The organism is Yokenella regensburgei, from assembly GCF_003634235.1.
In the GTDB taxonomy this organism is placed as follows: Bacteria; Pseudomonadota; Gammaproteobacteria; order Enterobacterales; family Enterobacteriaceae; genus Yokenella; species Yokenella regensburgei.
In genome coordinates, this window is sequence record NZ_RBIZ01000003.1 from 1,391,295 (window position 1) to 1,414,247 (window position 22,953).

At 55.4% G+C, this 22,953-nt stretch carries 18 protein-coding genes; 8 read left to right on the forward strand and 10 right to left on the reverse strand.

Annotation, left to right across the window (positions count from 1 at the left end):
• Both C7387_RS23125 and C7387_RS06865 read right to left on the reverse strand, forming a co-directional pair.
• The coding region (locus tag C7387_RS23125; RefSeq protein ID WP_276329983.1) for an ESPR-type extended signal peptide-containing protein at positions 1-1,645 on the reverse strand (1,645 nt) is incomplete at its 3' end.
• Positions 1,646-2,204: 559 nt separating this feature from the next.
• On the reverse strand, positions 2,205-3,704 hold the full coding sequence (locus tag C7387_RS06865) for an aldehyde dehydrogenase family protein (RefSeq protein ID WP_120816365.1): 1,500 nt from the start codon (positions 3,702-3,704) through the stop codon (positions 2,205-2,207).
• Between the two features lie 237 nt (positions 3,705-3,941).
• Between C7387_RS06865 and feaR the strand changes: the two genes are divergently transcribed.
• Positions 3,942-4,838 carry a transcriptional regulator FeaR gene (gene feaR, locus C7387_RS06870; protein ID WP_120816366.1) on the forward strand — a complete coding sequence of 299 codons (897 nt, stop codon included), beginning with the start codon at positions 3,942-3,944 and terminating at the stop codon, positions 4,836-4,838.
• On the opposite strand, the gene C7387_RS06875 is transcribed toward feaR, so the two are convergent.
• From C7387_RS06875 to leuE, 4 genes are all read right to left on the reverse strand, one after another.
• Entirely contained in the window at positions 4,839-5,162 is a 324-nt protein-coding gene (locus C7387_RS06875; protein ID WP_038257735.1) for a YdbL family probable chaperone protein, read from the reverse strand.
• Positions 5,163-5,170: 8 nt separating this feature from the next.
• Complete coding sequence (locus C7387_RS06880) at positions 5,171-5,362, reverse strand: YnbE family lipoprotein (RefSeq protein ID WP_006819803.1); 192 nt, start codon at positions 5,360-5,362, stop codon at positions 5,171-5,173.
• Entirely contained in the window at positions 5,362-7,998 is a 2,637-nt protein-coding gene (locus C7387_RS06885; RefSeq protein WP_120816367.1) for a YdbH family protein, read from the reverse strand. The genes C7387_RS06880 and C7387_RS06885 overlap by 1 nt, the downstream gene beginning before the upstream one ends.
• A gap of 116 nt (positions 7,999-8,114) precedes the next feature.
• Positions 8,115-8,753: a leucine efflux protein LeuE gene (leuE, locus tag C7387_RS06890; RefSeq protein ID WP_006819801.1), complete on the reverse strand. Its 639-nt coding sequence runs from the start codon at positions 8,751-8,753 to the stop codon at positions 8,115-8,117.
• A 272-nt stretch (positions 8,754-9,025) separates the two neighbouring features.
• Here leuE and C7387_RS06895 point away from each other — a divergent pair, with 272 nt between their 5' ends.
• Together C7387_RS06895 and hslJ are read left to right on the forward strand one after the other, a co-directional pair.
• Positions 9,026-10,015 carry a 2-hydroxyacid dehydrogenase gene (locus tag C7387_RS06895; RefSeq protein WP_006819800.1) on the forward strand — a complete coding sequence of 330 codons (990 nt, stop codon included), beginning with the start codon at positions 9,026-9,028 and terminating at the stop codon, positions 10,013-10,015.
• 111 nt (positions 10,016-10,126) lie between these two features.
• Entirely contained in the window at positions 10,127-10,549 is a 423-nt protein-coding gene (hslJ, locus tag C7387_RS06900; RefSeq protein ID WP_006819799.1) for a heat shock protein HslJ, read from the forward strand.
• Here the strand turns inward: hslJ and C7387_RS06905 are convergent, their stop codons facing one another.
• The 4 genes from C7387_RS06905 to ttrB all read right to left on the reverse strand — a co-directional run bounded on the left by C7387_RS06905 (position 10,550) and on the right by ttrB (position 15,775).
• Positions 10,550-10,816 (reverse strand): putative hemolysin, encoded by a 267-nt coding sequence (locus C7387_RS06905; protein ID WP_006819798.1) that lies wholly within the window; start codon positions 10,814-10,816, stop codon positions 10,550-10,552.
• Positions 10,817-10,952: 136 nt separating this feature from the next.
• Positions 10,953-14,024 carry a tetrathionate reductase subunit TtrA gene (ttrA, locus tag C7387_RS06910; RefSeq protein WP_120816368.1) on the reverse strand — a complete coding sequence of 1,024 codons (3,072 nt, stop codon included), beginning with the start codon at positions 14,022-14,024 and terminating at the stop codon, positions 10,953-10,955.
• Positions 14,017-15,039 (reverse strand): tetrathionate reductase subunit TtrC, encoded by a 1,023-nt coding sequence (gene ttrC / locus C7387_RS06915; RefSeq protein ID WP_120816369.1) that lies wholly within the window; start codon positions 15,037-15,039, stop codon positions 14,017-14,019. The genes ttrA and ttrC overlap by 8 nt, the downstream gene beginning before the upstream one ends.
• 1 nt (position 15,040) lies before the next feature.
• Positions 15,041-15,775 carry a tetrathionate reductase subunit TtrB gene (gene ttrB, locus C7387_RS06920; protein WP_038257770.1) on the reverse strand — a complete coding sequence of 245 codons (735 nt, stop codon included), beginning with the start codon at positions 15,773-15,775 and terminating at the stop codon, positions 15,041-15,043.
• Between the two features lie 187 nt (positions 15,776-15,962).
• Between ttrB and ttrS the strand changes: the two genes are divergently transcribed.
• The 5 genes from ttrS (at position 15,963) to C7387_RS06945 (ending at position 22,863) form a co-directional block, all read left to right on the forward strand.
• Positions 15,963-17,705, forward strand: a complete 1,743-nt coding sequence (ttrS, locus tag C7387_RS06925; RefSeq protein WP_120816370.1) for a tetrathionate respiration histidine kinase TtrS — start codon at positions 15,963-15,965, stop codon at positions 17,703-17,705.
• Complete coding sequence (ttrR, locus tag C7387_RS06930) at positions 17,635-18,267, forward strand: tetrathionate respiration response regulator TtrR (RefSeq protein ID WP_120816371.1); 633 nt, start codon at positions 17,635-17,637, stop codon at positions 18,265-18,267. The genes ttrS and ttrR overlap by 71 nt, the downstream gene beginning before the upstream one ends.
• Positions 18,268-18,609: 342 nt before the next feature.
• Complete coding sequence (locus tag C7387_RS06935) at positions 18,610-19,254, forward strand: helix-turn-helix domain-containing protein (protein ID WP_006819791.1); 645 nt, start codon at positions 18,610-18,612, stop codon at positions 19,252-19,254.
• Between the two features lie 272 nt (positions 19,255-19,526).
• Complete coding sequence (locus C7387_RS06940; protein WP_244922353.1) at positions 19,527-22,457, forward strand: autotransporter outer membrane beta-barrel domain-containing protein; 2,931 nt, start codon at positions 19,527-19,529, stop codon at positions 22,455-22,457.
• Positions 22,458-22,509: 52 nt separating this feature from the next.
• Entirely contained in the window at positions 22,510-22,863 is a 354-nt protein-coding gene (locus C7387_RS06945) for a YcgJ family protein (protein ID WP_006819789.1), read from the forward strand.
• The last annotated feature ends 90 nt before the right edge of the window (positions 22,864-22,953 follow it).

Below are 22,953 nucleotides of genomic sequence, written 5' to 3' on the forward strand. Positions count from 1 at the left end.
CCACGTTGGTAATGGTCGTACCGCCGGTATGGGTGCTGTTATCGTAGGTCGTGCCACCCATCGTCACGCTGTTGTAATTGACGGAGTTGTCCGGGTTTAGATCGTATTTCACCGCCTGGGAATCAAGCGTATTCAGATTATCGCCCAGATTATTGATAGCGGTGTTGGACGCAAACAGCTGGCTGCCGTTCACCGCGTCGGTACTCAGGCTGTTAATCCGCCCTGCCGCCAGATTGGTTAAGGTACGCTGGGAGGTTGTGGTGCCAATACTGACGGAAGCATTCGGTGAGACGCCGGCAAAATTGTACTGTTGACCATTCAGGGTCGTTGACGATGTCCCTACAGCAGCAGCAACGCTTGATCCTGACCCCAACACCACCGAATTATCCAGCCCGGTCGCGACGGTAATATTGTTCCCAAGCACCGCAACGTTATTAGAATTGACCGTGTTACTTGAACCAATCGCGTAGCTATTATTTCCTGCGATAGTCGAGTGATAACCAATACCTACGGACTGTATACCCGTTATATTGGCGGCTTCACCGATGCCGATACTCGAGTTACCGGAAACGGTGGTGGATGTCCCCTGCGCGATAGCGTTGGTGACACCCGCGCTGACCGAAGAGTTATTACCAATCGCAATAGAGGCATCCCCGCCGGCATTAGCCACGTGACCAATACTTACGGTCTGGTTAGCGTTGACACTATTTCCCGCATCCTGACCCACGGCAACGTTACCACCGCCCGCAACGTCATTTCCTGAATGGGGGCCCACTGCCGTGTTGTTATTACCAGTATCAAATGCTCCACCGGTGATATTATTTCCTGAGTTAGGGCCAAAGGCGACGTTATCGAAGCCGTAAATATTGGAACCAGTACCAGAACCAAAAGCGGTATTTTCATTCCCCGACACATTCGAACCACTGGATCTCCCCAGCGCAACGTTTTTTGCCCCCAGAACGGTATTACCTGCATTATCACCGATAGCGATATTATCGCCCTGATTACCAAAGGTAGAGCCCGGAATAGGGTTTGTGCCTTCCCCGACGCCGGCATTAATACCCAGCGCAATACTCTGATCGCCGTAGGTAAATGCCCCTTTACCGATAGCCACGGAATTAATACCCGATGCCAGGCTCCCCTGACCCAGCGCCGTTGAGCCATTAGCCGAAGCTTCAGCGCCAAAACCCGCGGCCAGTGCGTTAGTGGCAGCCGTACTTAATGAGCCAATAGCGGTTGAACCGGTACCGGTCACCTGGGCACTTTCACCCAGCACCAGGGATGCGGCAAACCCGTTATTGGTCGCATTATTGCCAATGACGGTTGAAGATGCGCACCCGCCATTTAAATAAGGGTTACCAAGAATATCGTCAGGATTACCACATGTTTGTATGGAGTTTGTCGCAGAGGCGTTATCGCCAATCACCAGATTTCCCGCAGCCCCAGGTGAAGTCACCGTCGTGGAGGTCGCTCCCGTTCCAATCGGCGCAAAAGCTAATGCATTCTGACTGGCGAGTACGGCAATACCCACGATAGAAACCACTTTCGAAACTAATCCGCTTTTACCTTTCCCTCTGGCGGTTTCAGGCGCAATCACCGTCGCTTGCAAGCGATGACTCCAGACTAATCGATATATCTTATTCATATCCTAACCTTTATTATGGCAATCATATTCCGCCGCTGATTTTCCCCGAAGGCGATAAATAGCAGTTTTTGTCAAAAAGGAGTTGCGGATAAATATTAACGTCCGTGCCGTTAATGAAGATATGAGATCTTTGGTCATGAATTTACGTTATGATGACAAGATATAAAACCAATCCACCCGCTTAAAGCCAGTTGAAAACACCAGGAAATAAAAGGCAAACAGAAGCTATGCGTGTAATGAGAACAGCATGCATTTGTCGAAAACAATTTCTTGCACATTTAATATTAAATTATTTAACATTTTTGCAAAAATACCAGGCCGTTTATTAGGACGATTCTCAGCATAGTTATTTAAACGAACATTTAGATATGTAAATAGCGACTCAATAATGGGTGACCACGGGGGCTAAGCGTTCATTTAGCGGGGGGTGGGAATATAAATATGCATAAATGATGTAGGGATTGGCGTTAATTACAAGAAACAATAAATATAAATTCAGATGACCGCGGTTAAGCATTACCGGGAGGGAGTACCCCGGCAGCGATGCCGGGGGAGTTCACTAATAACGCACACATACCGATTTGGTTTCACACCAGCCGTCGAGCCAGTCAGGGCCGAAGTCACGACCGGTACCGGACTGCTTCATTCCGCCAAACGGCAGGTTGGCGTCAATAAGCGTATGACTGTTGATCCACACCGTGCCGGCCTGCAGGCGATCGGTGTAGCTCAGCGCCTGGCTGATATCCCGCGTCCAGACGCTGGCGGTCAGACCATATTCCGTATCGTTCGCCAGACGCAGCGCCTCTTCACCATCGGCGACGCGTACCAGGTTTACCACCGGGCCAAACACCTCTTCACGGGTCAGACGCAGGCTGGCTTCCGGGTTCACCACAAGCGTTGGGGCAACGTAATAGCCTTTGCCATCCGGCCCGGCGTTACCGCTCAGCAGCTCAGCGCGCCCCTGCTGCGCTTCGTGGAGAAACGCCTGCACTTTGTCACAGTGCGCACGAGAGGCCAGCGGGTTGATGTGTGCCGCTTCCGACATTCCCGGCCCAACGTTGAGCGATTTCACCGCCTGCTCAAAGCCGCTCACCAGCGTATCAAACAGCGGTGCCTCAATATAAATACGCGAGCTGGCGGCGCACACCTGTCCCTGGTTAAGGAAGCTGCCGGTCATCAGGCCTTCAATTACCCACTGCGGATCGGCATCTTTCAGCACGATAGCCGGGTTTTTACCCCCCAGCTCCAGCGTCACGCGGGTCAGTCGGTCGGCGGCGGTACGGGCAATCTGTTTGCCGGTGGCGGTAGAGCCGGTAAAGCTCACCTTCGCGACGTGCGGATGCGAGGTCAGCGCGGCGCCGCACTCACTGCCGCTGCCGGTCACCACGTTGAATACCCCTTCCGGCACGCCGGCTTCCGTCGCCAGTTCCGCCACGCGCAGTAACGTCAGCGGCGTGGTTTCCGAAGGTTTGATGACGATTGAGCACCCGGCTGCGAGCGCTGGCATCACTTTCCACATGCCGATCATCAGCGGGAAGTTCCACGGGACGATCCCGGCTACTACGCCCACCGGCTCTTTTCGCGTCCACGCCTGATAGCGTGCGCCCTGCGGCATCGGGATAGAGACATCCAGCGTGCTGCCGGTAATCTTGGTGGCAAGCCCGGCGGTGTAGCGCATCCAGTTCAGGGTGCAGCCTACTTCAAACGCCCGGGAAATATTGATGGATTTCCCCTGCTCAAGGGTTTCCAGCTGCGCCAGCTCTTCGCAGTGCTGCTCAACCAGATCGGCGAAGCGCAGCAGAATACGTTCGCGCTCGGCGGGTAAACGTCCTGCCCAGCTGCGGGACACAAATGCCTTCCAGGCTGACATCACCGCGCGGTCGACATCAGCCGCATTGGCATCCGCCGTGGTGGCGATGGCCTCGCCCGTGGCCGGGTTATAGACCGTTAATCGCTTTTCACCCTGTGCTGCCTGCTGCGCACCATCGATGAACAAACCATGTTGACGATCCAGAAACTGCTGCACGCTGGCGAGCGTTGCGACCTGTGAACCGGACATACCCACTCCTTTTTTTCACTATTAGTGCATTCAGTCTAAGGCGAGATCGGCAAACGCGCTTTTTTCTCTCTGACATTCGTTTGTGCCGCTGTGACAGCAACCGCAAATAGCGATCTTTCCCCGGCAGAAGTGTGCCGGGGGTAATAGTTCTTTCATATAGTTGCCGCTTCGCTCTTGCTTTGAGAAACATTTACGCAACAATGCATGAACAAATACTGAACATCAGGGTGCTTCGTGATGCGCGAAAACAGTACACAGAACTACCGGGACTGGCTGGCGAAGGTAAACCAGCTCTGCGGCAGCTTCGACGCGCGTCCGCTCGAGGGCCAATTCTACGGTGATATTGAATCCGGCTACGCGCGTGGCATGAAGGTCAGCACGGTGACCACGCAGAGCATCAATCTGTTTCGTACCATGGATGACGTCCGTCGCAGCAGCGACGCGTGGTTCTATACCGTTTTTCAGCTGGAAGGCCAGGCGGTGATGGAGCAGGACGACCGACAGATTGTGCTGGATGCGGGTGACATGACGCTTATCGATGCCGCCCGCCCCTGTTCATTTTACTGGCAGGGTACCTCGCGCCAGATCTCTCTGCTGCTGCCTCGCCAGCTTATCGAACAACAGCAGCGTCGCTGCAGTGCTGGCAAGCTTTCACGCCATCTGCCGATGGTTCAGCTCAGCCACCGATTACTGCAGGAAAGCCTGAGTAGCGGTGCAATGAACGAGGATGAGAGCGCCGCCGCGCTGGAAGCCATTGGCTGCCTGCTGCGCCCGGTGCTGCATCAACAGGATGTTCAGCCCAGCCGCCGCGAGCGCCAGTATCAGAAAATCATGGCCCTGATTGATGACTCAATTCAGTCGGAACAGCTGCGCCCGGAGTGGCTCGCCAGTGAAACGGGCATGTCGGTACGTAGTCTGTACCGAATGTTTGCTGATAAAGGATTAGTGGTCGCGCAGTACATCAAAAATCGTCGTCTCGATCTCTGCGCTCAGGCGCTGGAACGCGCCAGCGATGAGGAAAAACTGGCCGGGATCGGCTACAGCTGGGGTTTTACCGATCACAGCCACTTCTCAACGGCCTTCAAACAACGCTTTGGCGTTACCCCAGGTGAGTACCGCCGCCGCTTCCGCTGATTACTTCTGTAGCCATTTACCGTTGATCCCCTGGACAAACTCGCCCGGCTGCGCGCGGGAAACCAGCTTTTGCCCGGCCATCTTCGCCACTTCATCCACCGGCAGATTATTGGTATCAGCCAGCTGCTGATAGCTCGCGCTGCGCGCATCGTTGATCTGTTTTACCAGAGCGAGCGTTTCTTTATCCTGCTTAATAGCGCCAACGTAGCCGCTCAGCGTCTCGCCCACGCGTCCCTGTTGACGAGCTTCGTTCAGGCTCAGCGCCCAGGCTCCAGAGCTCAGCACGCACAATCCCAAAAACAGACCTATCAGTGATTTTTTCATTCATCACCTCAGAACAGATCGCTGCGCGATTTCAGCAGATTTTCCACGTCCTTATCGACCTTGATATGAATCTCGTGCTCAATTTTGACATTCATATTGATGGTGATCGGCTCTTTCGGCGCGGCAACTTCTATGCGCGGGGTACAGCCCGTCAGCATCAGGGCGGCCGGGGCACACAACAGGGCGGTTAAGATTTTCATTATTGCTCCTTACATTCCTTGCCGCCTGAGCAGCGTGGCGCGGGCAGCGCCGTATTTTGTTCAAGCCACGCCTGTAAATTGTCGCCAAAGCGTAAACTCCGCCACAGGTCAAAGACGTTCTCTTCGTGCGTATAGTTCAGATGAACGGTATTACTTTTGCCATCGACGTGGCTAATGCCGGTCACGTTCGCTGTGAGGGTCAGTAATCCCAGGTTGCTGAGATTAATTTTCGTCCACGAACGGGAAATTTCCATATAGCGCAGCCAGTTGATGGCCGCCCCGGCGGCGATGTTGTCGTTCACCACCGCATCTGCCGTATCTTTATCAATACGCAGGGTCATTGGGCCCGGGTTTGACAGCCAACCGTCTTTAATTATCCATTTGTCGTTGTTGAGCCACAGCGGCAGCGCGCCGTTCACCGGGCCGGACATGGCAAACTGCTTCGGATTTACTGCACTGATGAGTTCGCTGGTGGAAATATTCTGTACCCGCAGCAGCGCCGGGTCGTGCTGCGGCATGCGCAGTTGCAGCATAGAGAGCTTACCGCCGAGGATATCGACGCTAACGTTGCTTAATAACAGCGGCGCGTCCTCACTCCACGGATAAGCGCCCTGCAGGTCGGCGGTCAGATTCTTCGCCGTCACCTGGTTGACGATTTCCGCAATGCGCAGCGATACCGGATGCTTTTTGCCCAGCAGCCAGGTACCTTCGCTAAAGCGGAACGGCAGCACAAAGTCGACGCCGTTGATTTGGTTATCCGGCATCCAGGCGCTACCGCCCTTCAGTACCCCATGACCACCGGCCTCAAATCCCTGCCCGGCGGCGGCGGAAAACGCCACCTGCGCGTATAACGTGCCCTCCCGCAGGTTCATTTTCAGATCCGGCGGAATTAGCGGCTGGAACACCGTCAGCGACTGCTTCGGCCACCAGGCCTCGCCGCGCAGGCGTTCGCCATCCCAACGCCCCCCCACCCGTATTGGGCCAATCTTGTCGGCGTGCAGGTCGCCTTTAAACTGGAAGAACGTCGGGTCACGCCCGTCGATGCTGAATTTGAGCGTCGATGGCGGGAGCACGCTGCCGCCGCTGAAGTTGGTTTGCCCGGCATCAAGCGACAGCGCCCCGGTCAGTCGCGGATGCTGTTCATCGCGGAGCCAGTGAACAGGTTTCTCCAGCACCAGCCGCGGTTTGTTGACCAGCATGGTCCCGTATTCAAGCTTATCGAAGCCGGTAGAGAGCGAGTTCAGAACAATAGACTGGTCGCGCCACAACCCCGTTCCGGCGACATCCCAGCGGGCGTGCATCGGGGTGAAACGGCCATCCCCCCAGTAGCGCCAGCGCCAGGTGCCTTTATCCGGCAGGAAGTTATCCGCCAGCCCATCGAGATGCAGCGTAAAATCACCCATTTCATTCTCATGGGCCCGCAGAATCGCCTGCAAACGCCCATCGATACCCTGCTCGGTCACCTTGACGCCCGCGAGCGGCAGGCGAACTTCATCGATATTGAGGGAATCAATCACTCTTCCGCGTGAACGCAGCAGTGCGCCTGGTTCAAACGCCAGATGCGGTGAGCTCAGCGGGCCGCTCAGCGTGGCTGGCAGTACGGCGTAGAAAATCAAATCGTCCTGCTTGGCTTCACCGGTCAGCCGCAGCGGCATGTGGCTGTCGTCGGCGCTGAGCTTGCCGGGGCCGATCGTCAGCACGGCGTTTCCTTTACCGTTGTCGCCGTGGGTCAGCACGTTCAGACGCCCGCTGATTTGCATCGTATCCAGACCCTGCTGCCACTGCTCGGCTTTGAAAGACACGCGCCCGCTCAACGGCTGTCCCTGATATGGCCAGCTCCAGCGTCCGTCGCTGATGCTGGCTACGTGCTCCGTCAACGTCCACGGCAGATCCAGCAACGGCTCCGGGTTATCGCGGGCGGTCACCACCAGCTGGCCCTGATTCTTTTGCCACTCAAGCTCGGCATCCACCAACTGCGGGGTTTGCGGGAACTCAAAGGAGGAAACCAGGTGTCCGGAAACCGGAAGGCCATCCGGCACCAGCGGCATGGTGAAGTCGCCAACAAGTTTAATCGGCGGCTGACCGTCGACCAGCTTCGCTTCAAATTCGCTGACGGTCAGCGCCTGGCCGTGCAGACGGGCGCGCAGCTTCAGCGCATCGCCGTTAAAGGCAATGTCCTGAATGGCGGGCGTCAGGCCCACATCCAGTTTGCCCTGCCACTGCTGCCAGGGGGAAAGCGTCAGTTTGTCGATAGTCAGCCAGCTATTTGGCAGCATCGACTGCCATTCCGCCAGCGTGCGCGGCGCGCCGGGAGCGGGTTCGCTTTCAGGGAGTTTGCTCAGACAGGCAGAGTCGACGTCCAGCGCCGCAATGTTCAGCCGCCAGCGGCTCGGATGTGACAACATCGCGCCTGACACCCGCGCCAGCTCGCAGTCCCCCACCAGATAGCGCAGGCTTGGGATCTCCACCGAAGCACGGTGTAAACGCGGGCTCTGATCAAGCGCAATACGCGTCCCTACCGGCAGCCAGATCCCGGCGAGCGTCGGCACCCATCGCGTCAGCGTGAGTAGCAACGTCAAAGGAAGAATGAAGAAAACCAGAATCAGCGCGATGGCGACTTTGTATCTACCCTTCATGGGCAATAAATATCCTGAGGTGGCGGCGTGACGAATGTAAGAATAATAGATGCTACAAGGGGATTCGCAATGGGAAGAGCGCCGAATCCCCTCGGATTATGATAAACGCAAATGCGTTAAGACTGAAGCGTTGCCAGACGCGCGGCAAAACCCACAAACATCAGACCAATCAGGCTGTTGCCCAGTTTCGCCAGTTTCTTTTTGGTTTTCACATAGCGCGTGACAAACGAGCCGGAGACAATCAGGAAGCTCAGGTAAGCAAAGCTCACCAGCTCCAGGGTGACGGCCAGAATAAAGAACGCAGTACCGGCACTTGCGGCATTAACATCGATAAACTGCACGAAGAACGACACGTAGAACAGAATCGCTTTCGGGTTAGTCAGGCTCAGCACCAGCGCGCGTTTCAGGATAGCGCTGCCGGGTTCTGCCCCCTCTTCCTGCTGTTTACCGCGCTGGGTCAGCGTAGCGTAGAGCATTTTTCCGCCCAGCCACAGCAGGTACATCGCGCCAAGGTAACGGACAATATTAAATAGTACCGGAGTGGTTTTAATCAGCGTGGCAACGCCGGCATAGGCCAGAAACATCAGTACCGCATCGCCAACAAACACGCCAAGCGCGGCGAGGTAACCCTTCTTCACGCCGTGAGCGATCCCGGTTTTCAGTACAAACAGCGTATTCGGGCCTGGCACCAGAATGATAAAAATCGCGCCAATCAGGTAGGTCCAATAATTTAGTACACCAAACTCCGCAAACACGTTTTACTCCCGCAATTCATCCGTTGATGGCTTCCCTGGTCGCAGGAAGCGTTACCTTGATCACAGAATGCTATCGCAGAGTGCCCCGGCTTTAAAGCCCCGGGAACGGAATCAGACAAGGTTTCAGCAGACCGGGTACAATTAATCTAATGCGTTGTTTTTTAATCACCTGCACTTTATGTGTATAAACCGTTGATTAAACTAATTTTTAAAAATTGTAAGAAAAATCGCAGTGTGCTAACGTGACAGTAAAATCACTGGAGAAAAGTCTTATGAAAATCGCCGTTTACAGTACAAAGCAGTACGATAAAAAGTATCTGCAACATGTTAATGATGCATATGGCTTTGAACTTGAATTTTTCGACTTCCTTTTAAGCGAAAAAACAGCAAAAACCGCCCATGGCTGCGAAGCGGTCTGCATCTTCGTCAACGACGACGGCAGCCGCCCGGTGCTCGAAGAGCTGAAAAAGAACGGGGTGAAATATATTGCCCTGCGCTGTGCTGGCTTTAATAACGTCGATCTCGATGCAGCGAAAGAGCTGGGTCTGCAGGTCGTGCGCGTTCCGGCCTATTCACCAGAAGCGGTGGCAGAACACGCCATCGGGATGATGATGACGCTGAACCGTCGTATTCACCGTGCGTATCAGCGCACCCGTGATGCCAACTTCTCTCTCGAAGGCCTGACCGGTTTTACCATGTATGGCAAAACGGCAGCGGTTATCGGCACCGGTAAAATCGGCGTGGCCACCCTGCGTATTCTGAAAGGTTTTGGCATGCGTCTGCTGGCGTTCGATCCGTACCCGAGTGCGGCGGCGCTGGATCTGGGCGTAGAGTATGTCGACCTGCCGACGCTGTTCTCGCAGTCGGACGTTATCTCTCTGCATTGCCCGCTGACTCCGGAAAACTATCACCTGCTGAACCAGTCCGCCTTTGAACAGATGAAAGACGGGGTGATGATCATTAACACCAGCCGCGGTGGTCTTATCGATTCCCAGGCCGCCATCGACGCGCTGAAGAATCAGAAAATCGGCGCGCTGGGGATGGACGTGTATGAAAACGAACGCGATCTGTTCTTCGAAGACAAATCTAACGACGTTATCCAGGATGACGTATTCCGTCGTCTTTCCGCCTGCCACAACGTGCTGTTCACCGGCCACCAGGCGTTCCTGACCGCCGAAGCGCTGACCAGCATTTCCGAAACCACGCTGGAAAACTTAAAGCAGATCGGCAACGGCGAAACCTGCCCTAACGCACTGTTCTGATTCGCTATATGCCTGCTCCCTCGTTCCGGGGGAGCACTTTCAGATAATCCTCAATGACGTGACGCGCAGTAGAGTTACACTCCCTCGAGAGCACTAAATCAGGATCTATGAATGAACAAAACGATTTTACTTCTGGCAGCGGGGATGCTGCTGGCAGGTTGTGTAAACACCAGCAAAGTGACCGTGAATGAATCTCAGCTCCAGCACCATCGCTTTGTGCTGGAGAGCGTCAACGGCAAAAATATTGCGCCAACGCAGACGCCGCCAGAGCTGAGCTTTGGCGAGAAGATGCATGTTTCCGGCAAGATGTGCAACGGCTTTACCGGCGAAGGTAAGCTCTCCGAGGGCGCACTGACGGTCAAGAATATGGCAATGACGCAGATGCTCTGCCCGGATGCTGAGCTCAGCAAGCTCGATCACACGCTGAGCGCGATGCTGGCGCGTGGCGCACAGGTTGATTTGACCGGCGACCAGTTAACGCTGGCAACGGCCGATCAAACGCTGGTGTATAAGCTTGCCGATTTAATGCATTAATTAGTAGTTGCCGCAGGAGCCGCTGGCCAGCGCCTGCTCACTGCATCGTTTACCATTAGGTAATGCGCACATCCCGATGCCCGTCCCATCAAGCTGGCGGGCAACGGACAAAGAACCGCCAATCATGGCGCAGTTCGCCTGGCCCAGATCGGACATGGCCCCTCGCATGCCCGGCGCCACGTGTGCGGCGGTCGCCTGCTGAACGGGTTCATTGCTACAGGCCGACAACAACAGCGCGGCACAGCCAACTAAAAACGCAGCTCGCATTTCTCTCTCCCACGATTTAAGCGAAACCTTTGCATAATAGGCAGCGTGCCGCTTGCCGTCGAGAGCCAGACTGCGGTTTTATGCGCTCTGGTAACATTTTCTCGCAATTTAGTGGAAAAAAGTGCAAAAATTGCCCTTAAACCCGCTCAATGCGCGCCGGTAGTCCCTGCCTCACTGCCGCTCCCGTCACCCAGTCCATCCAGATACCGGGTACTTCACGGGTCGGATCGCCAAAACCGAGATCGTTAAGGTTAATTCCGGAAGCAATCTGCGCTTCTGACGCCAGCGGTTCACCATCGAGCCAGTGCTGACGCGCGCCCATCTCCTTATGACCGTAACCATGTTCAATAGCAATCACCCCTGGCATCACGCCCGGCAGCAGACTGATTTGCGCGATGGCGCTGCCGCCCGGCGTACTGATTTTCACCTGGTCGCCGTGCTGCACGCCAAAACGGGCGCCATCATCCGGGTGCATCGCCACCAGGTTCAGCGGTTTAACATGGTGCAGCCGGGGGATAACCGTCGTTGAGCTGCTCATCAGGTTCGATTTGAACGACATCAGCTTCAGCGGCCAACGGCTGAGCGGGAACACCTCATCCACAGACTGGCCGTTGGCGAAACGGGGTGGATAAAACGTGGGGCAGCCGCTGTAGCGCTCGCCGGTGATGGCATGACGATGGCGAGCCACGTCAGCGTTCCACAGCTGGAGCGGCGTTTCCCAACGGTTGCCAACGACGCCCTCTTTACGCCCGGCGCTTTCCGGCGCAAAGCGTCCGCCACGGCTGAAAATGTACGCCACCCGCCCGACTTCCTCCGCCTTCAGGGTTTTCTCCAGCAGCGGCAACACCCGCTTCACGCCGGAAAGCGCCACATCCTCCTCACTCGCCGCCGGAACCGGGGTTTGCCCGGCAAAAGCAATGTTCGCCCCCACCCGCAAGTAGTAATCTTCGGCGCTGTTAAGCGGATATGTCTGGCCATCATTGTCGACGATCGCCGCCTCGCCAAAGCCCGGCAACGCCAGCTTTTTCGCCACCGCGATACAGAACGATTCCATGGCGATGGGCTGTCCCTCTGCCGTTTTTGCCACCGCAGGCGTTACCACCGGCCAGCGCGCGGTAGTGGTTTTACTCGCCACGCCCGCCCATGGCGCGCTGAAGCCCCAGCTTTCAAAATTATGCGTATCCGGCAGCAGGTAGTCCGCCAGCGCGGAGGTTTCATTCATAAAGGCATCGATAGCAATAAACAGCGGCAGCCGGGTTGGATCCTTCAAATGCTTCTCAGCAACCGCACGAATGCCCGGAATACCGTAAAGCGGGTTGCTCATGTGCGAGATCCACGCCTTCAGCGGATACGGATAGCCCTCCAGCGCGCAGCTAAGAAGCTCGGTGAGCTGGCCTGCCACGAACGGATACCACGGCGCACGCGCCGGGAACGGTGAAGCACCGGCGGCGGTTTTTGCTTTATATTCGTCCGACTCCTCATAGGCCGCGTTGCTACGGGCGATGTTGAGCCCTTTTGGCTTCAGCTTGCCGGGGAAATCCTGCATGTTGTAGCGCGGGCCGTCAGCCACGCCGTTGAATTTGCCACCGCCGACGAACACGCCCCCTTCGAGGCTCATATTGCCGATCAGCACGTTCAGCATCATCACCGCCCACGAGCTGTAAAAGCCGTTTCCGGACATCATGCCACCGTGGGTGATGACCGCCGCCTTACGACCATGACGGGTAAATTCATCGGCAAGTCTGGCGATGCTTTGCGGGGATACACCGCAGTGCTGGCTGTACTCGGCCATCGTCTGCGCCTGTGCGGCCTGTTTCAGACACTGAAAACTGCTTCTGACCAGTACCTGCGAGCCATCGTGCAGCGTGACCTCTCGCTCCACCAGCAGGTCGGCCTCTGGGCAGAGGTTCGCCGCCATCAGCACGCCTGCAGAACTCACCACCAGCGCGCCAGCGTCAGGCTGCGCATCGCCATACACGGCGTTTACCGTCAGGTGTTGTCCGTACAGCGGATGCGAGTCGCTCACCACCACCAGCCAGCTGGCATTGGTCCAGCTCTTCTCCCCGGCCTGCTGCATTGCCGCTTCGCCTGGCCGCGAGAGATAACCGGCGTTGAAGCGCTGGTTGTCGATAATCCAGCGGATCATCGCCATCGCCAGCGCCGAATCGGTACCCGGGGTGACCGGCAGCCAGTGCCCACGGTCATCGGCCTGCACCGTGGTCAGCGGCAGCGCGGGCGCCACCACCACATAGCGGAAATCATCGCGCAGTCTGGCGCTGGCAAGCTGCCGCGCCTGACGCTTAAACGGGTTGCCGGACTGCGCGGGCGAGGTGCCCATAAAGAGTGCGAACTCCACGTGCTCCCAGTCGGGCTTCACGTGCGGGTTTTTCTGCAAATCCCCCATCAGCGCCCCGGAACCGGCGCGGTAGGCCAGCCCACAAAACGAGCCGTGAGCACCAAAGTTTTTACTGCCGAAGCTGTTTTGTGCAAAGCGGCGCAGGAAGCTGTCGCGCCCGTCGTCGCTGGTATTGGTCACCAGCAGCTGGTTCGCCTTCGGGCCAAGGCCAGGGCGCGCAGGATCGAGGGGGGTTTTGACGTCGCGAATCGTCCGCAGTCCGTCAACGTGCCCTTCACCAAACAGATCGCCCCCCTCCACCACTTCATTTATCAACTGCTCAAAGCTGATGCGCTGCCACTTGCCTTCGCCACGCTTGCCAGCGCGCTTCATCGGCAGAAGGATCCTGAGCGGGCTGTACAATCCCTCAAGCAGGGTTGCACCGCGCGCGCAGGCGGTAGAACGGCTGTCCAGCCCGCTCTCGCCCGCCATTTTCTCCAGCGCTTCGGAATAAGTCATCGACGGCGGGAAAGGATGCTCCTGCGACAGCGGATGCCAGGGGTTTCCGGCAATACGGACAATTTTGTCCTGCGCTTTATCTACCCGTACGCGGATGCCGCACTGCGTCCAGCAGCCAAAACACTGGGTCATTGAGACCACCTGCTGCGGGTTGCTGTGCCAGCCATCGCGAGCGTTCCCTTCCGGAACCAGCGAGTTGCCGTTGATGCGGTTAAGGGTGACTTTACCGGAGGTGCCGTTCACCATTCCGTCGAGGGCGCGCTTCGCCACCTCGCGATAGCTGAGGCCAAACGCCGACACGCCCCCCAGCACCAGCCCCGCTTTAAGCCATTGACGACGCGTGAATTTAGCCATGTTGTACTCTCCCTGCAATCCAGTTCAAACCTTCCCGCACCATTATCATGAGCGCCAGCCATAGCCCGAAGGTGCCGACGATCGCAAGCCATCCGTCACTACCAAAAGGCAGCGAATAAAGGTTCACTAATGCGCTGAATTTCGGCACCGTCTGCACCTCCATCAGCAACGTCCAGCGCAGCAGCCAACTGAGCCCCATCGCCAGCAGTACGCCCGGGGTCGTGAGCGTTCTCGCTCCCCCCTTGCGGCTAACGCAGACGGCGAGCGCCAGACAGGACAACCACAGCGCCAGAATGATGATCGCCAAACCGCGCGCCTGGCCGCTCAACCCAAGCCACTGGCGAAACGCCGTACCGGAAAGCGTGTCGCCGCTTAGCCATACCGCCATCGTGATGCCAGACAGCAATAACGCCCCAGCCTGCCCGGCAGCGAGAAGCCGCGAGCTACGCCCGGTGGCAGGGACAACGGCCAGCAGCAGGGCCAGTAGCGTTTGCATGGCGCTGAAAAACATGACCAGCGGGAAGGCATAGCTGAACCAGATGGGGCGAGCGCGCACCACCGACACCTCACGCCCGGTATAGAGCAGCAGACCCACGGCGGTCAGCGCGGCGGCCACCGCCACCCAGCGCGTCAGCGCGAAGCGGCGTCCGGTAAAACGCTGCAGGTGAAACGCCACAAACCACAGGCCGATAAACAGCGTAAACAGCGGTAAAAAAACGGCGCCCCAGGGCATCCACGACCACGGCGTCGGCCAGGCGTAGAAATGCCAGACCCGCGCGGTCTGGTGGAGATCGGCGGTTAACGCCAGCGGTGCCACAATGGCGCAGGTCAGGGTGATAAAAAGCGTGATGCCCTCAAGACGGGAATTCTCCGGGCAACGCCAGTGCAGCCCGGCCGCCAGCAGCGCCCCGCTGGCGGCAATGCCGATAAAGAAAAAGTACTGCACGGCCCAGGGCAGCCAGCTGATAGCCTGAGGCTGCGCGATAAGTTCAGCAATGAGCGGCGAGTTGACCATGTTAAACCTCCTGCCACAGCGCGGGCTGGGCGCGGCCATAGAGTGGAGTGACGAACGCTTCATCAAGGCCGAGATAGAAAACGTGCGGGACGGTGCGATTTTCTGGCTTCAGCACTTTGATCTCCGCCTTGTGCTCCGCCAGCATTTTGCTGATGGTGCTGGTGGGATCATAGATATCGCCAATAACGCGAGCCCCACCCACGCAGGATTCAACGCAGGCAGGCAACAGCCCGGCCTCCAGGCGATGAACGCAGAAGGTGCATTTGTCTGCCGTCTGGGTGCTGTGGTTGATAAAACGCGCATCGTAGGGACATGCCTGTACGCAGTAGGCGCAGCCCACACAGCGGGTGTTGTCCACCACCACAATGCCGTCCTGGCGCTGAAACGTAGCCTGTACCGGACACACCGGCACACAGGGCGGTTCGTCGCAGTGATTGCACAACCGGGGAAGCAGCACGTTGTGCGTTTCTGCCCCAGGGGTAAGGCGGATCTGGTACTGATTTACCGTCGTGCGAAACTCGCCCTGCGGCGTCTGGTTTTCCGTCGCACAGCTGACGGTACAGGACTGGCAGCCGATGCAGCGGCGCAAATCGATAAGCATGGCGTAACGCTGTTTTGCCGAACCTTCGCGCCTTTGCGGGCTCAGCGTAAGACCCGCATCGGCCACCGGCACCAGCGTCGCGCCGGCGGTCAATACCCCCAGTTTTTGCAGAAACTGTCGTTTACTGATATCCATATTGTTTCTCCGTCTTCGCGCAGCGACGCCACCGCAGTCACGTTCTGACGCGCGGGTTGTGACCTCACGTCTTCAATGCAGTAGAGTGTAAAATTCGCCTCACCGCCGGCTCTATTGTGGTTAACCACATACCCGGACAAATGTTGATTTAAAACAAAGAGAAAATGGCTCACACGCAGGGAAATCGATGAACAAGCCGTTGTTGCTGGCGCTGGGACTGGCGTTTTGTAGCACTACCTTTGCCGCAGAGTGGACGGTGGGGATCCTCGCCATGCGCGGTGAAGCGGAAACCCGCACCCGCTGGCAGCCGCTTATTGACGAGCTGAATCACGCCGTTCCCGGCGAGCATTTTCAGCTGCGGGCGCTGGATCTGAACGCGATGCGCGACGCCGTTAACGCCGGCAGCGTGCAGTTTGTCCTCACCAATCCCGGGCAGTTTGTACAGCTCAATAGCCATTATCACCTGCGCTGGCTGGCCTCTTTGCGTGCCACCGCTGGGAGCGAAGATGCCGCAACCATCAGCAGTACCCTTCTGGTGAAAGCCAGCAGCGAGATTCATGCCCCGCAAGATCTGCGCGGAAAGACGCTGGGCGCCGTCGATCCTAAGGCGTTTGGCGGTTATCTCCTGGGTTACCAGGCGCTGAGAGAGGCAGGACTACGGCCCGGCGAAGATATTCGTCTGCGCTTTACCGGCTTTCCGGCAGATGCCCTGCTCTATTTACTACGCGAAGGGGTTATCCAGGCGGCGGTGGTGCCATCCTGCCTGCTTGAAACGATGAATAAAGAAGGGCTGGTGAAACGCGATGATTACCGCGCGCTGATGGTCACTCGTACTGCTCCGTGCCTCACCAGCACACCGCCCTATCCCAACTGGTCTTTTGCCGCCATGCCAGAGGTCAGCGATACCCTGGCCGATGCGGTGGCGCGCACGTTACTCAACGCCGGTGATACTTCACCGTGGCGCTGGGGAGCCCCCGCTTCGACCAAAGCGGTTGAATCGCTGCTACGTAACGTCAACCAGTACCCCGACCGCTCTCGCCTGTGGCAGGATCTCTACGGCTGGCTGGAGGAAAACCGCGTCGCCGTTACCAGCGCCCTGCTTGTGCTACTCCTGCTGGCCGGTAATTATATTTGGGTCATGGTGCTGGTCCGCCGCCGGGGTAAGGCGCTGGAGGCAGCAAGCGAGCGGCTACGCGAACAGGAAATTGCCCTCGAAAAAGTCCGTCAGCTCAGCCTGCTGGGTGAGATGGCCTCGGGTTTCGCCCATGAGCTTAACCAGCCGCTGACCGCGATTCGTCAGTACGCGCAGGGTTGTGCGATTCGTCTTCAGCGGGAGACTCCACAGCATGCTTTGCTGCCGGTTATCGAACAGATAGACCAGCAGGCGGCACGCGGAGGCGACGTTATTCGCAATCTGCGCACCTGGGCGATGTCGCCACAGAGTCACCTTCCCCAAATCAGCGTGTCCGTGCGCGATAACGCGCAGTACGTCTGGTCACTTTTGCGTATTCCGAAGCTCTACCCCGCTGCCCGTCTGCAGTCCGGGGTGCCGCCAGAACTCAGGGTGATGCTACCGCCAGCGCTGCTCGATCAGGTTTTCACTAACCTGCTGCTCAACGCTCTGCAGGCGGGAGCCAGCATCGTCTGGCTTACGGCCTCCTGCGAAAATGGTATGGTTTGCATCACGTTGCAGGACAACGCAGGCGGCATACCGGAGGAACGGCTTCCGCTGGCATTTCAGCCGTTCCGGAGCACAAAAACGTCGGGGATGGGATTAGGGCTTGCCATCTGCCAGCGTCTGCTACGCCAGGTCTCCGGTGAGATCCTGCTGCGCAACGTCATCGCCCCGGATGGCAAAAATGGGCTTAACGTATCGATGCGTCTTCCCGACCCCCACAAAGGAGAATTTCACGGTGATACACCTTGTTGATGATGATGTAGCCGTCACCGACGCGTGCCGCTTTCTACTGGAAAGCATCGATTGTGCCGTCACCTGCTGGAACAACAGCGACGCTTTTCTTCGCGAGGCAAATTTATACGAACCCGGCGTTGTACTGCTCGACATGCGAATGCCGGGAAAAGACGGACACGAGGTATATAGCGAGCTGCGCCGATTACAGAGTACCCTTGCCGTTATATTTCTCACCGGTCATGGTGATATTCAAATGGCGGTTGAGCAAATGAAACAGGGTGCGGTTGATTTCCTTGAGAAGCCCGTTTCTGCGCCATCTTTATTTGCATCGTTAAATAAGGCTAACACACTTTCTGCCGCTGCGTTTCATCGCCATGTAATTCAACAACGCTATAATAGCCTGACGCCGAAAGAGCAAGCGATTGCGCTGCGTGTTATTCAGGGAGATATGAACAAGACGATTGCCCAACAGTTGAATATCGCTATTCGTACGGTGGAAGTTCATCGTGCAAGAGTGATGGAAAAATTGGGAGCGAGATCACTTGCGGAGCTGGTAACCACCCTGCAGGAACTTAAATAGAACCGCCATTTCAATGTTCTGAAAAAGACAAAATTATTCTATTTACTTAATATTTATATAGTTACGTAAGTCGCAATTCCCATTTAGAACTTAATAATCTTATTCATCAGCAGCACATAATTATAGAGCACAAAAATCGGTCAAACAGATTTATCCTCATACAAATCATGATGTTAGATGCAATTCATGTATTCATAAGCCACATGAATAATATTCATGCAAGCCTATGAAAATTGTGTATTTTTATACAAATGCAGATCTTGTTTATATTCATTTTTTGTATAAAGTATAAAAAAACATTAGATACTCTATTTTTAAAGCAAGCTGGTTTCAGGAGTTATTATGTATAGCGATCTGTACACACTTAATGAGCAGGTCCACACAGCGCTATCCAAAATTGGCAAAGAGATAACAAGTCATTCTGAAAGAGTTGAAGTCATCGCTTCACCAAAAAAGATTTTGCGCTTTAAGCGCCACGACGATAAATTGATTTATGCACTCACTGCAGGCGAAGTCGAGCTCTGCAATGTGAATAACAACATTATATTAGCGAATGTCAACCACCAGGCTGTTTTTGGTTTATCAACGATGTTATCTAAGCGGGAGTGTCATTATATCCGCACGGCATCAGATGTGAAGTTGTCGTATCTCAAGCTGCATGATTTTATGCAACTCGTGGAAGAGAAAAGACTATGGAAAGACGTTTCCTTGATACTCACATGGTATCTTGAGATTTACTGCTTCAGGGAGGAGCTAAATTCCAGGACGACCAATAGCTATAGCATAGTCAAAACCTACCTTGAAATGCTGTGGGAGCATAATCAAGAGAGCTTAGACGATGTTTCGATCTTTACTTTTATTCTGAACCGTACTTCCGTGTCACGGAGTACCTTGAACAAAATCTTAAAAGACCTCTCGGATGGCGGGTATATTATCGTTAACCGTGGGAAACTTGTCGATTTGAAACCCCTACCTGCGGGTTATTAGTACGTCTATTATTTTTTGTTTTTCCTTTCTGAAAAACTCTTGATCCCTTCATGGGGATATCGTTCACGTTGCCATATTACAGGCGCTACACACGCATATATACAATTTGGATAAACGCTATTTAGCACCGTTACACCGGGCAAATATCGGAGGATCACGCAGCTTTAATTAACAATGCTGTGCCGCATCGGCACGCCTGAACACTGAACGATAATCTTAATAAAAGACTTAAAGTTTCCCCACTGGAGTTAATGATGAAAAGAAGTACTGATATGGTTGTAAAACGACGTTCGAAAAATAACGGCACGCGTATATTTTTTAAAAATGCGATTACCACTCTGCTGTTTACTGCACCGCTGAGTGCATCGGTTTTTGCCGCCTCAAATGCGACGGTGATTGATAGCGGTGCGGCAGAAACAGTACCCGGATCGCAAACCAGTCCGTGGATTTTACCTGGCGCAATTTACGCCGGGGTAAATAGCACGGGTTCACTGACCATCACTACAGGTGGCGTTGTTCGGTCCAGTACCACCACTTCCGGCACCAACGGCTCTGTCCTCGGATATAATTCAGGCAGTGCTGGAACCATCACCGTTGACGGTGGTGCCTGGTACGATGGCGTAGATCCCTCCAATCAGGCGCTATCTAACGGCACGACCGCCGTTGGCGGAGGTGGTACCGGGACGCTGAAAGTCCTCAATGGCGGAAAGGTCGGGCTGGTGTTCATGAACGTCGGTCAGAACGATAACAGTACTGGTACTGTTGTGGTGGATGGCGCCGGCTCGCAGTTGTTAGCCACTGTAACCCCCTCATCGGGGATAACCGTAGGTACCAGTGGCACCGGTTCGGTGACCATCAGTAACGGTGGCTCTATCATTAGCAATTCTGCCACCACTGTCGGCTGGGGGAAAAATGCTAACGGTACGGTTAATGTCGATGGTTCGGGTTCAAGCTGGGTAATTAACAGCGGTCCGATGATCGTCGGGGGTGCAGGAACCGGCAGCATGAGCATCACTAACGGTGGTGTAGTGAAAAGCGCTGGCGGATCCATTGCCGGGGGCAGCCCTGCCGATGACGCAGCGGGTAAAGGTGACGTGACTATCGATGGTCCTGGCTCTCTTTGGGATATTGGTGCACGAGAACTGAACATCGGTACTCAAAATAGTGCAACTAAATTACCCTCTGGTACTGGTACCCTGGTGGTATCTAATCAGGGTCAGCTTAATGCCCAAAGTATTTATATCAATGCTGAGAACGGCACGGTGGCAATCGGCGCCTTAGCGGGGCAGACGGCTGCGGCTGCGGGAACCATCAATGCCAAAAAAATAACTCTCGCTAATAGCAACAGCAATCTGGTGTTCAACCATACCGACACCTCCGGCAACTATGTTTTCTCTCCGAAGATTGGCGGGCTGGGCAACGTCAGCCAACTGAGTGGCATTACCGTTATTAATAACGTGAATAGCTATACCGGTACCACCACCATCGACGGTGGTGCGCTTATCGTCGGCGATGCGGCGAATCCAACGGCGGTGCTCAACGGCGCAACGGCGGCCGATGTCACCGTGGGCAGCAATGGTCTGCTCGCAGGAACCGGATTAGTCAACGGCCTGGTGGTGAACAATGGTACCGTGGCCGCGTACAACACGCTGAACGGTCAGGAAAGCCAGCCAAACAGCAACTTTACGCTCGCGGGCGGCATCGACAACAAAGGTACTATCAATCTTGCAGGCGCACAGCCGGGTAATACACTGACCGTCGGCAACAAATATACCGGTGACAACGGCACCCTGATCCTCAAAACCTACATGGGGGATGACAGCTCAGCAAGCGACCGCCTGGTGCTGAATAATGCTAAAGCCGACGGAAATACCGATTTGGTGATCAAACACGGCGGTGGCACCGGCGCGCGTACCAACACCGGGATCCTGCTGGTTGATGCCCAGAACGGCAGTACCACCACACCTGACGCCTTCCGTCTGTCTCCGTCTTCAGATGGTTACCGCCAGAATATCGGAACTATCGCCGCGGGTGCGTATGATTACTCACTGACCAGAGGCGGTGACGGCACCGCGGGGAACCCGGATTCCTGGTACTTAACGTCACGCGAAGTGAAGCCGATGACACCGCTGACGCCGAGCACTCCACCGACGGACCAGGGTAATCAACCACCTGTTGGCCCGAAAACACAGCCCGACCCCGCGACGACATCAGCCCCGGTATTACGTCCGGAGATCGGTTCCTATATCGATAACCTGCGTGCAGCCAACACCATCTTCACCATGCGTTTGCACGACCGCCTGGGTGAAACCCAGTACCTGGACGATATGTCCGGTAACGGCAAAGTGAGTTCTATGTGGATGCGCAATATTGGCGGACACACCGGCTCACATGTGGGTAATGATGCGATTGCCACTCAGGCAAACCGCTATGTTATGCAGGTTGGCGGTGATATTGCCGACTGGTCAAATGACGGTCTTGATCGCTATCTGGTCGGCCTGATGGGTGGCTACGCTAATCAGAAAAGTCACAGCGTGTCGCACGCCTCCGGCTACAACTCTCGCGGCAGCCTGAACGGCTACAGCGTTGGGGTGTATGGCACCTGGTATGCCAACGACACCACCAAACAGGGTACCTATGTCGATACCTGGGCTCTGTACAACTGGTTCAACAACAGCGTGAGCGGCGAAGGTCTTCCATCTGAAAGCTACAAATCCAATGGCTTTACCGCCTCCATCGAAGCGGGTTACACCCATAAAACAGGTGAGTACCAGACGCTGAATGGAATGGTTAACCAGGTCTTTATTCAGCCTAAGGCGCAGATCACCTGGATGGGCGTGAAAGCCGACAACCATACCGAAATTAACGGTACCGACGTCAGTGGCACCGGTGACAATAATATCCAGACGCGTCTCGGTGTAAGAGCCTTTATTAAAGGACAAAGCAAACTGGATGAAGGTAGCCAGCGCGAATTTGAACCTTTCGTGGAAGCGAACTGGATTTATAATACCGACAACTACGGTGTAAATATGGATGGCGTCAGAACCTCTATGGACGGCGCACGAAATATCGGCGAACTGAAGCTGGGTGTTGAAGGGAAAATTAACCGTCAGGCGACGCTGTGGGCGAACGTGGCACAGCAGATCGGTGACAAGGGATACAGTGACACTCAGGGGACCGTTGGGGTAAAATACGCCTTCTGATAAACCCAGATAAACAGACCGGGCAATTTATTTGCCCGGTTCTGGAGAAAATATGAAATTAGCAATTGGGATCTTTTTAGGGTTATTCAGCGTCGGTGCACTGGCAGCCACGCCAGAAACCGCCACCCCGTGGTCACCGGGAAAAGGCGTACTGTGCGATAAGTACATTTGTGCCGATGCCAGCGGCGTATCCATTCCGCTGACGGAGAAATATGTCGGTAAAACCCGTGCCGATAAATTAAAAGCCATGGGCGAGTTTGATACTACCTCCTTCACCTTCGCGACCGGTCTTTCCTGTGACGTGAAAGAAAAGCTCTGCCGCCAGGATCGCTATTATGGCGCCGATGGCAAGCGCAGCGGTAAGATAAACAAATACTATACCAAAGTGTTATTTGGCAGTTTTTAACCTTCTTTTGTCGTTAGATTCACAGTTTTCTGCTGTTGAATTAACAATGCGATTTAGCAGAAATTGATCGAAATCAGACACTTCTCTATC

Coding starts and splice junctions, on each gene's coding strand:
- C7387_RS06865 (WP_120816365.1), bottom strand. CDS start 3,704: ATGTCCGGTTCACAGGTCGCAACGCTCGCCAGCGTGCAGCAGTTTCTG.
- feaR (WP_120816366.1), top strand. CDS start 3,942: ATGCGCGAAAACAGTACACAGAACTACCGGGACTGGCTGGCGAAGGTA.
- C7387_RS06875 (WP_038257735.1), bottom strand. CDS start 5,162: ATGAAAAAATCACTGATAGGTCTGTTTTTGGGATTGTGCGTGCTGAGC.
- C7387_RS06880 (WP_006819803.1), bottom strand. CDS start 5,362: ATGAAAATCTTAACCGCCCTGTTGTGTGCCCCGGCCGCCCTGATGCTG.
- C7387_RS06885 (WP_120816367.1), bottom strand. CDS start 7,998: ATGAAGGGTAGATACAAAGTCGCCATCGCGCTGATTCTGGTTTTCTTC.
- C7387_RS06895 (WP_006819800.1), top strand. CDS start 9,026: ATGAAAATCGCCGTTTACAGTACAAAGCAGTACGATAAAAAGTATCTG.
- hslJ (WP_006819799.1), top strand. CDS start 10,127: ATGAACAAAACGATTTTACTTCTGGCAGCGGGGATGCTGCTGGCAGGT.
- C7387_RS06905 (WP_006819798.1), bottom strand. CDS start 10,816: ATGCGAGCTGCGTTTTTAGTTGGCTGTGCCGCGCTGTTGTTGTCGGCC.
- ttrA (WP_120816368.1), bottom strand. CDS start 14,024: ATGGCTAAATTCACGCGTCGTCAATGGCTTAAAGCGGGGCTGGTGCTG.
- ttrC (WP_120816369.1), bottom strand. CDS start 15,039: ATGGTCAACTCGCCGCTCATTGCTGAACTTATCGCGCAGCCTCAGGCT.
- ttrB (WP_038257770.1), bottom strand. CDS start 15,775: ATGGATATCAGTAAACGACAGTTTCTGCAAAAACTGGGGGTATTGACC.
- ttrS (WP_120816370.1), top strand. CDS start 15,963: ATGAACAAGCCGTTGTTGCTGGCGCTGGGACTGGCGTTTTGTAGCACT.
- ttrR (WP_120816371.1), top strand. CDS start 17,635: ATGGGCTTAACGTATCGATGCGTCTTCCCGACCCCCACAAAGGAGAAT.
- C7387_RS06935 (WP_006819791.1), top strand. CDS start 18,610: ATGTATAGCGATCTGTACACACTTAATGAGCAGGTCCACACAGCGCTA.
- C7387_RS06940 (WP_244922353.1), top strand. CDS start 19,527: ATGGTTGTAAAACGACGTTCGAAAAATAACGGCACGCGTATATTTTTT.
- C7387_RS06945 (WP_006819789.1), top strand. CDS start 22,510: ATGAAATTAGCAATTGGGATCTTTTTAGGGTTATTCAGCGTCGGTGCA.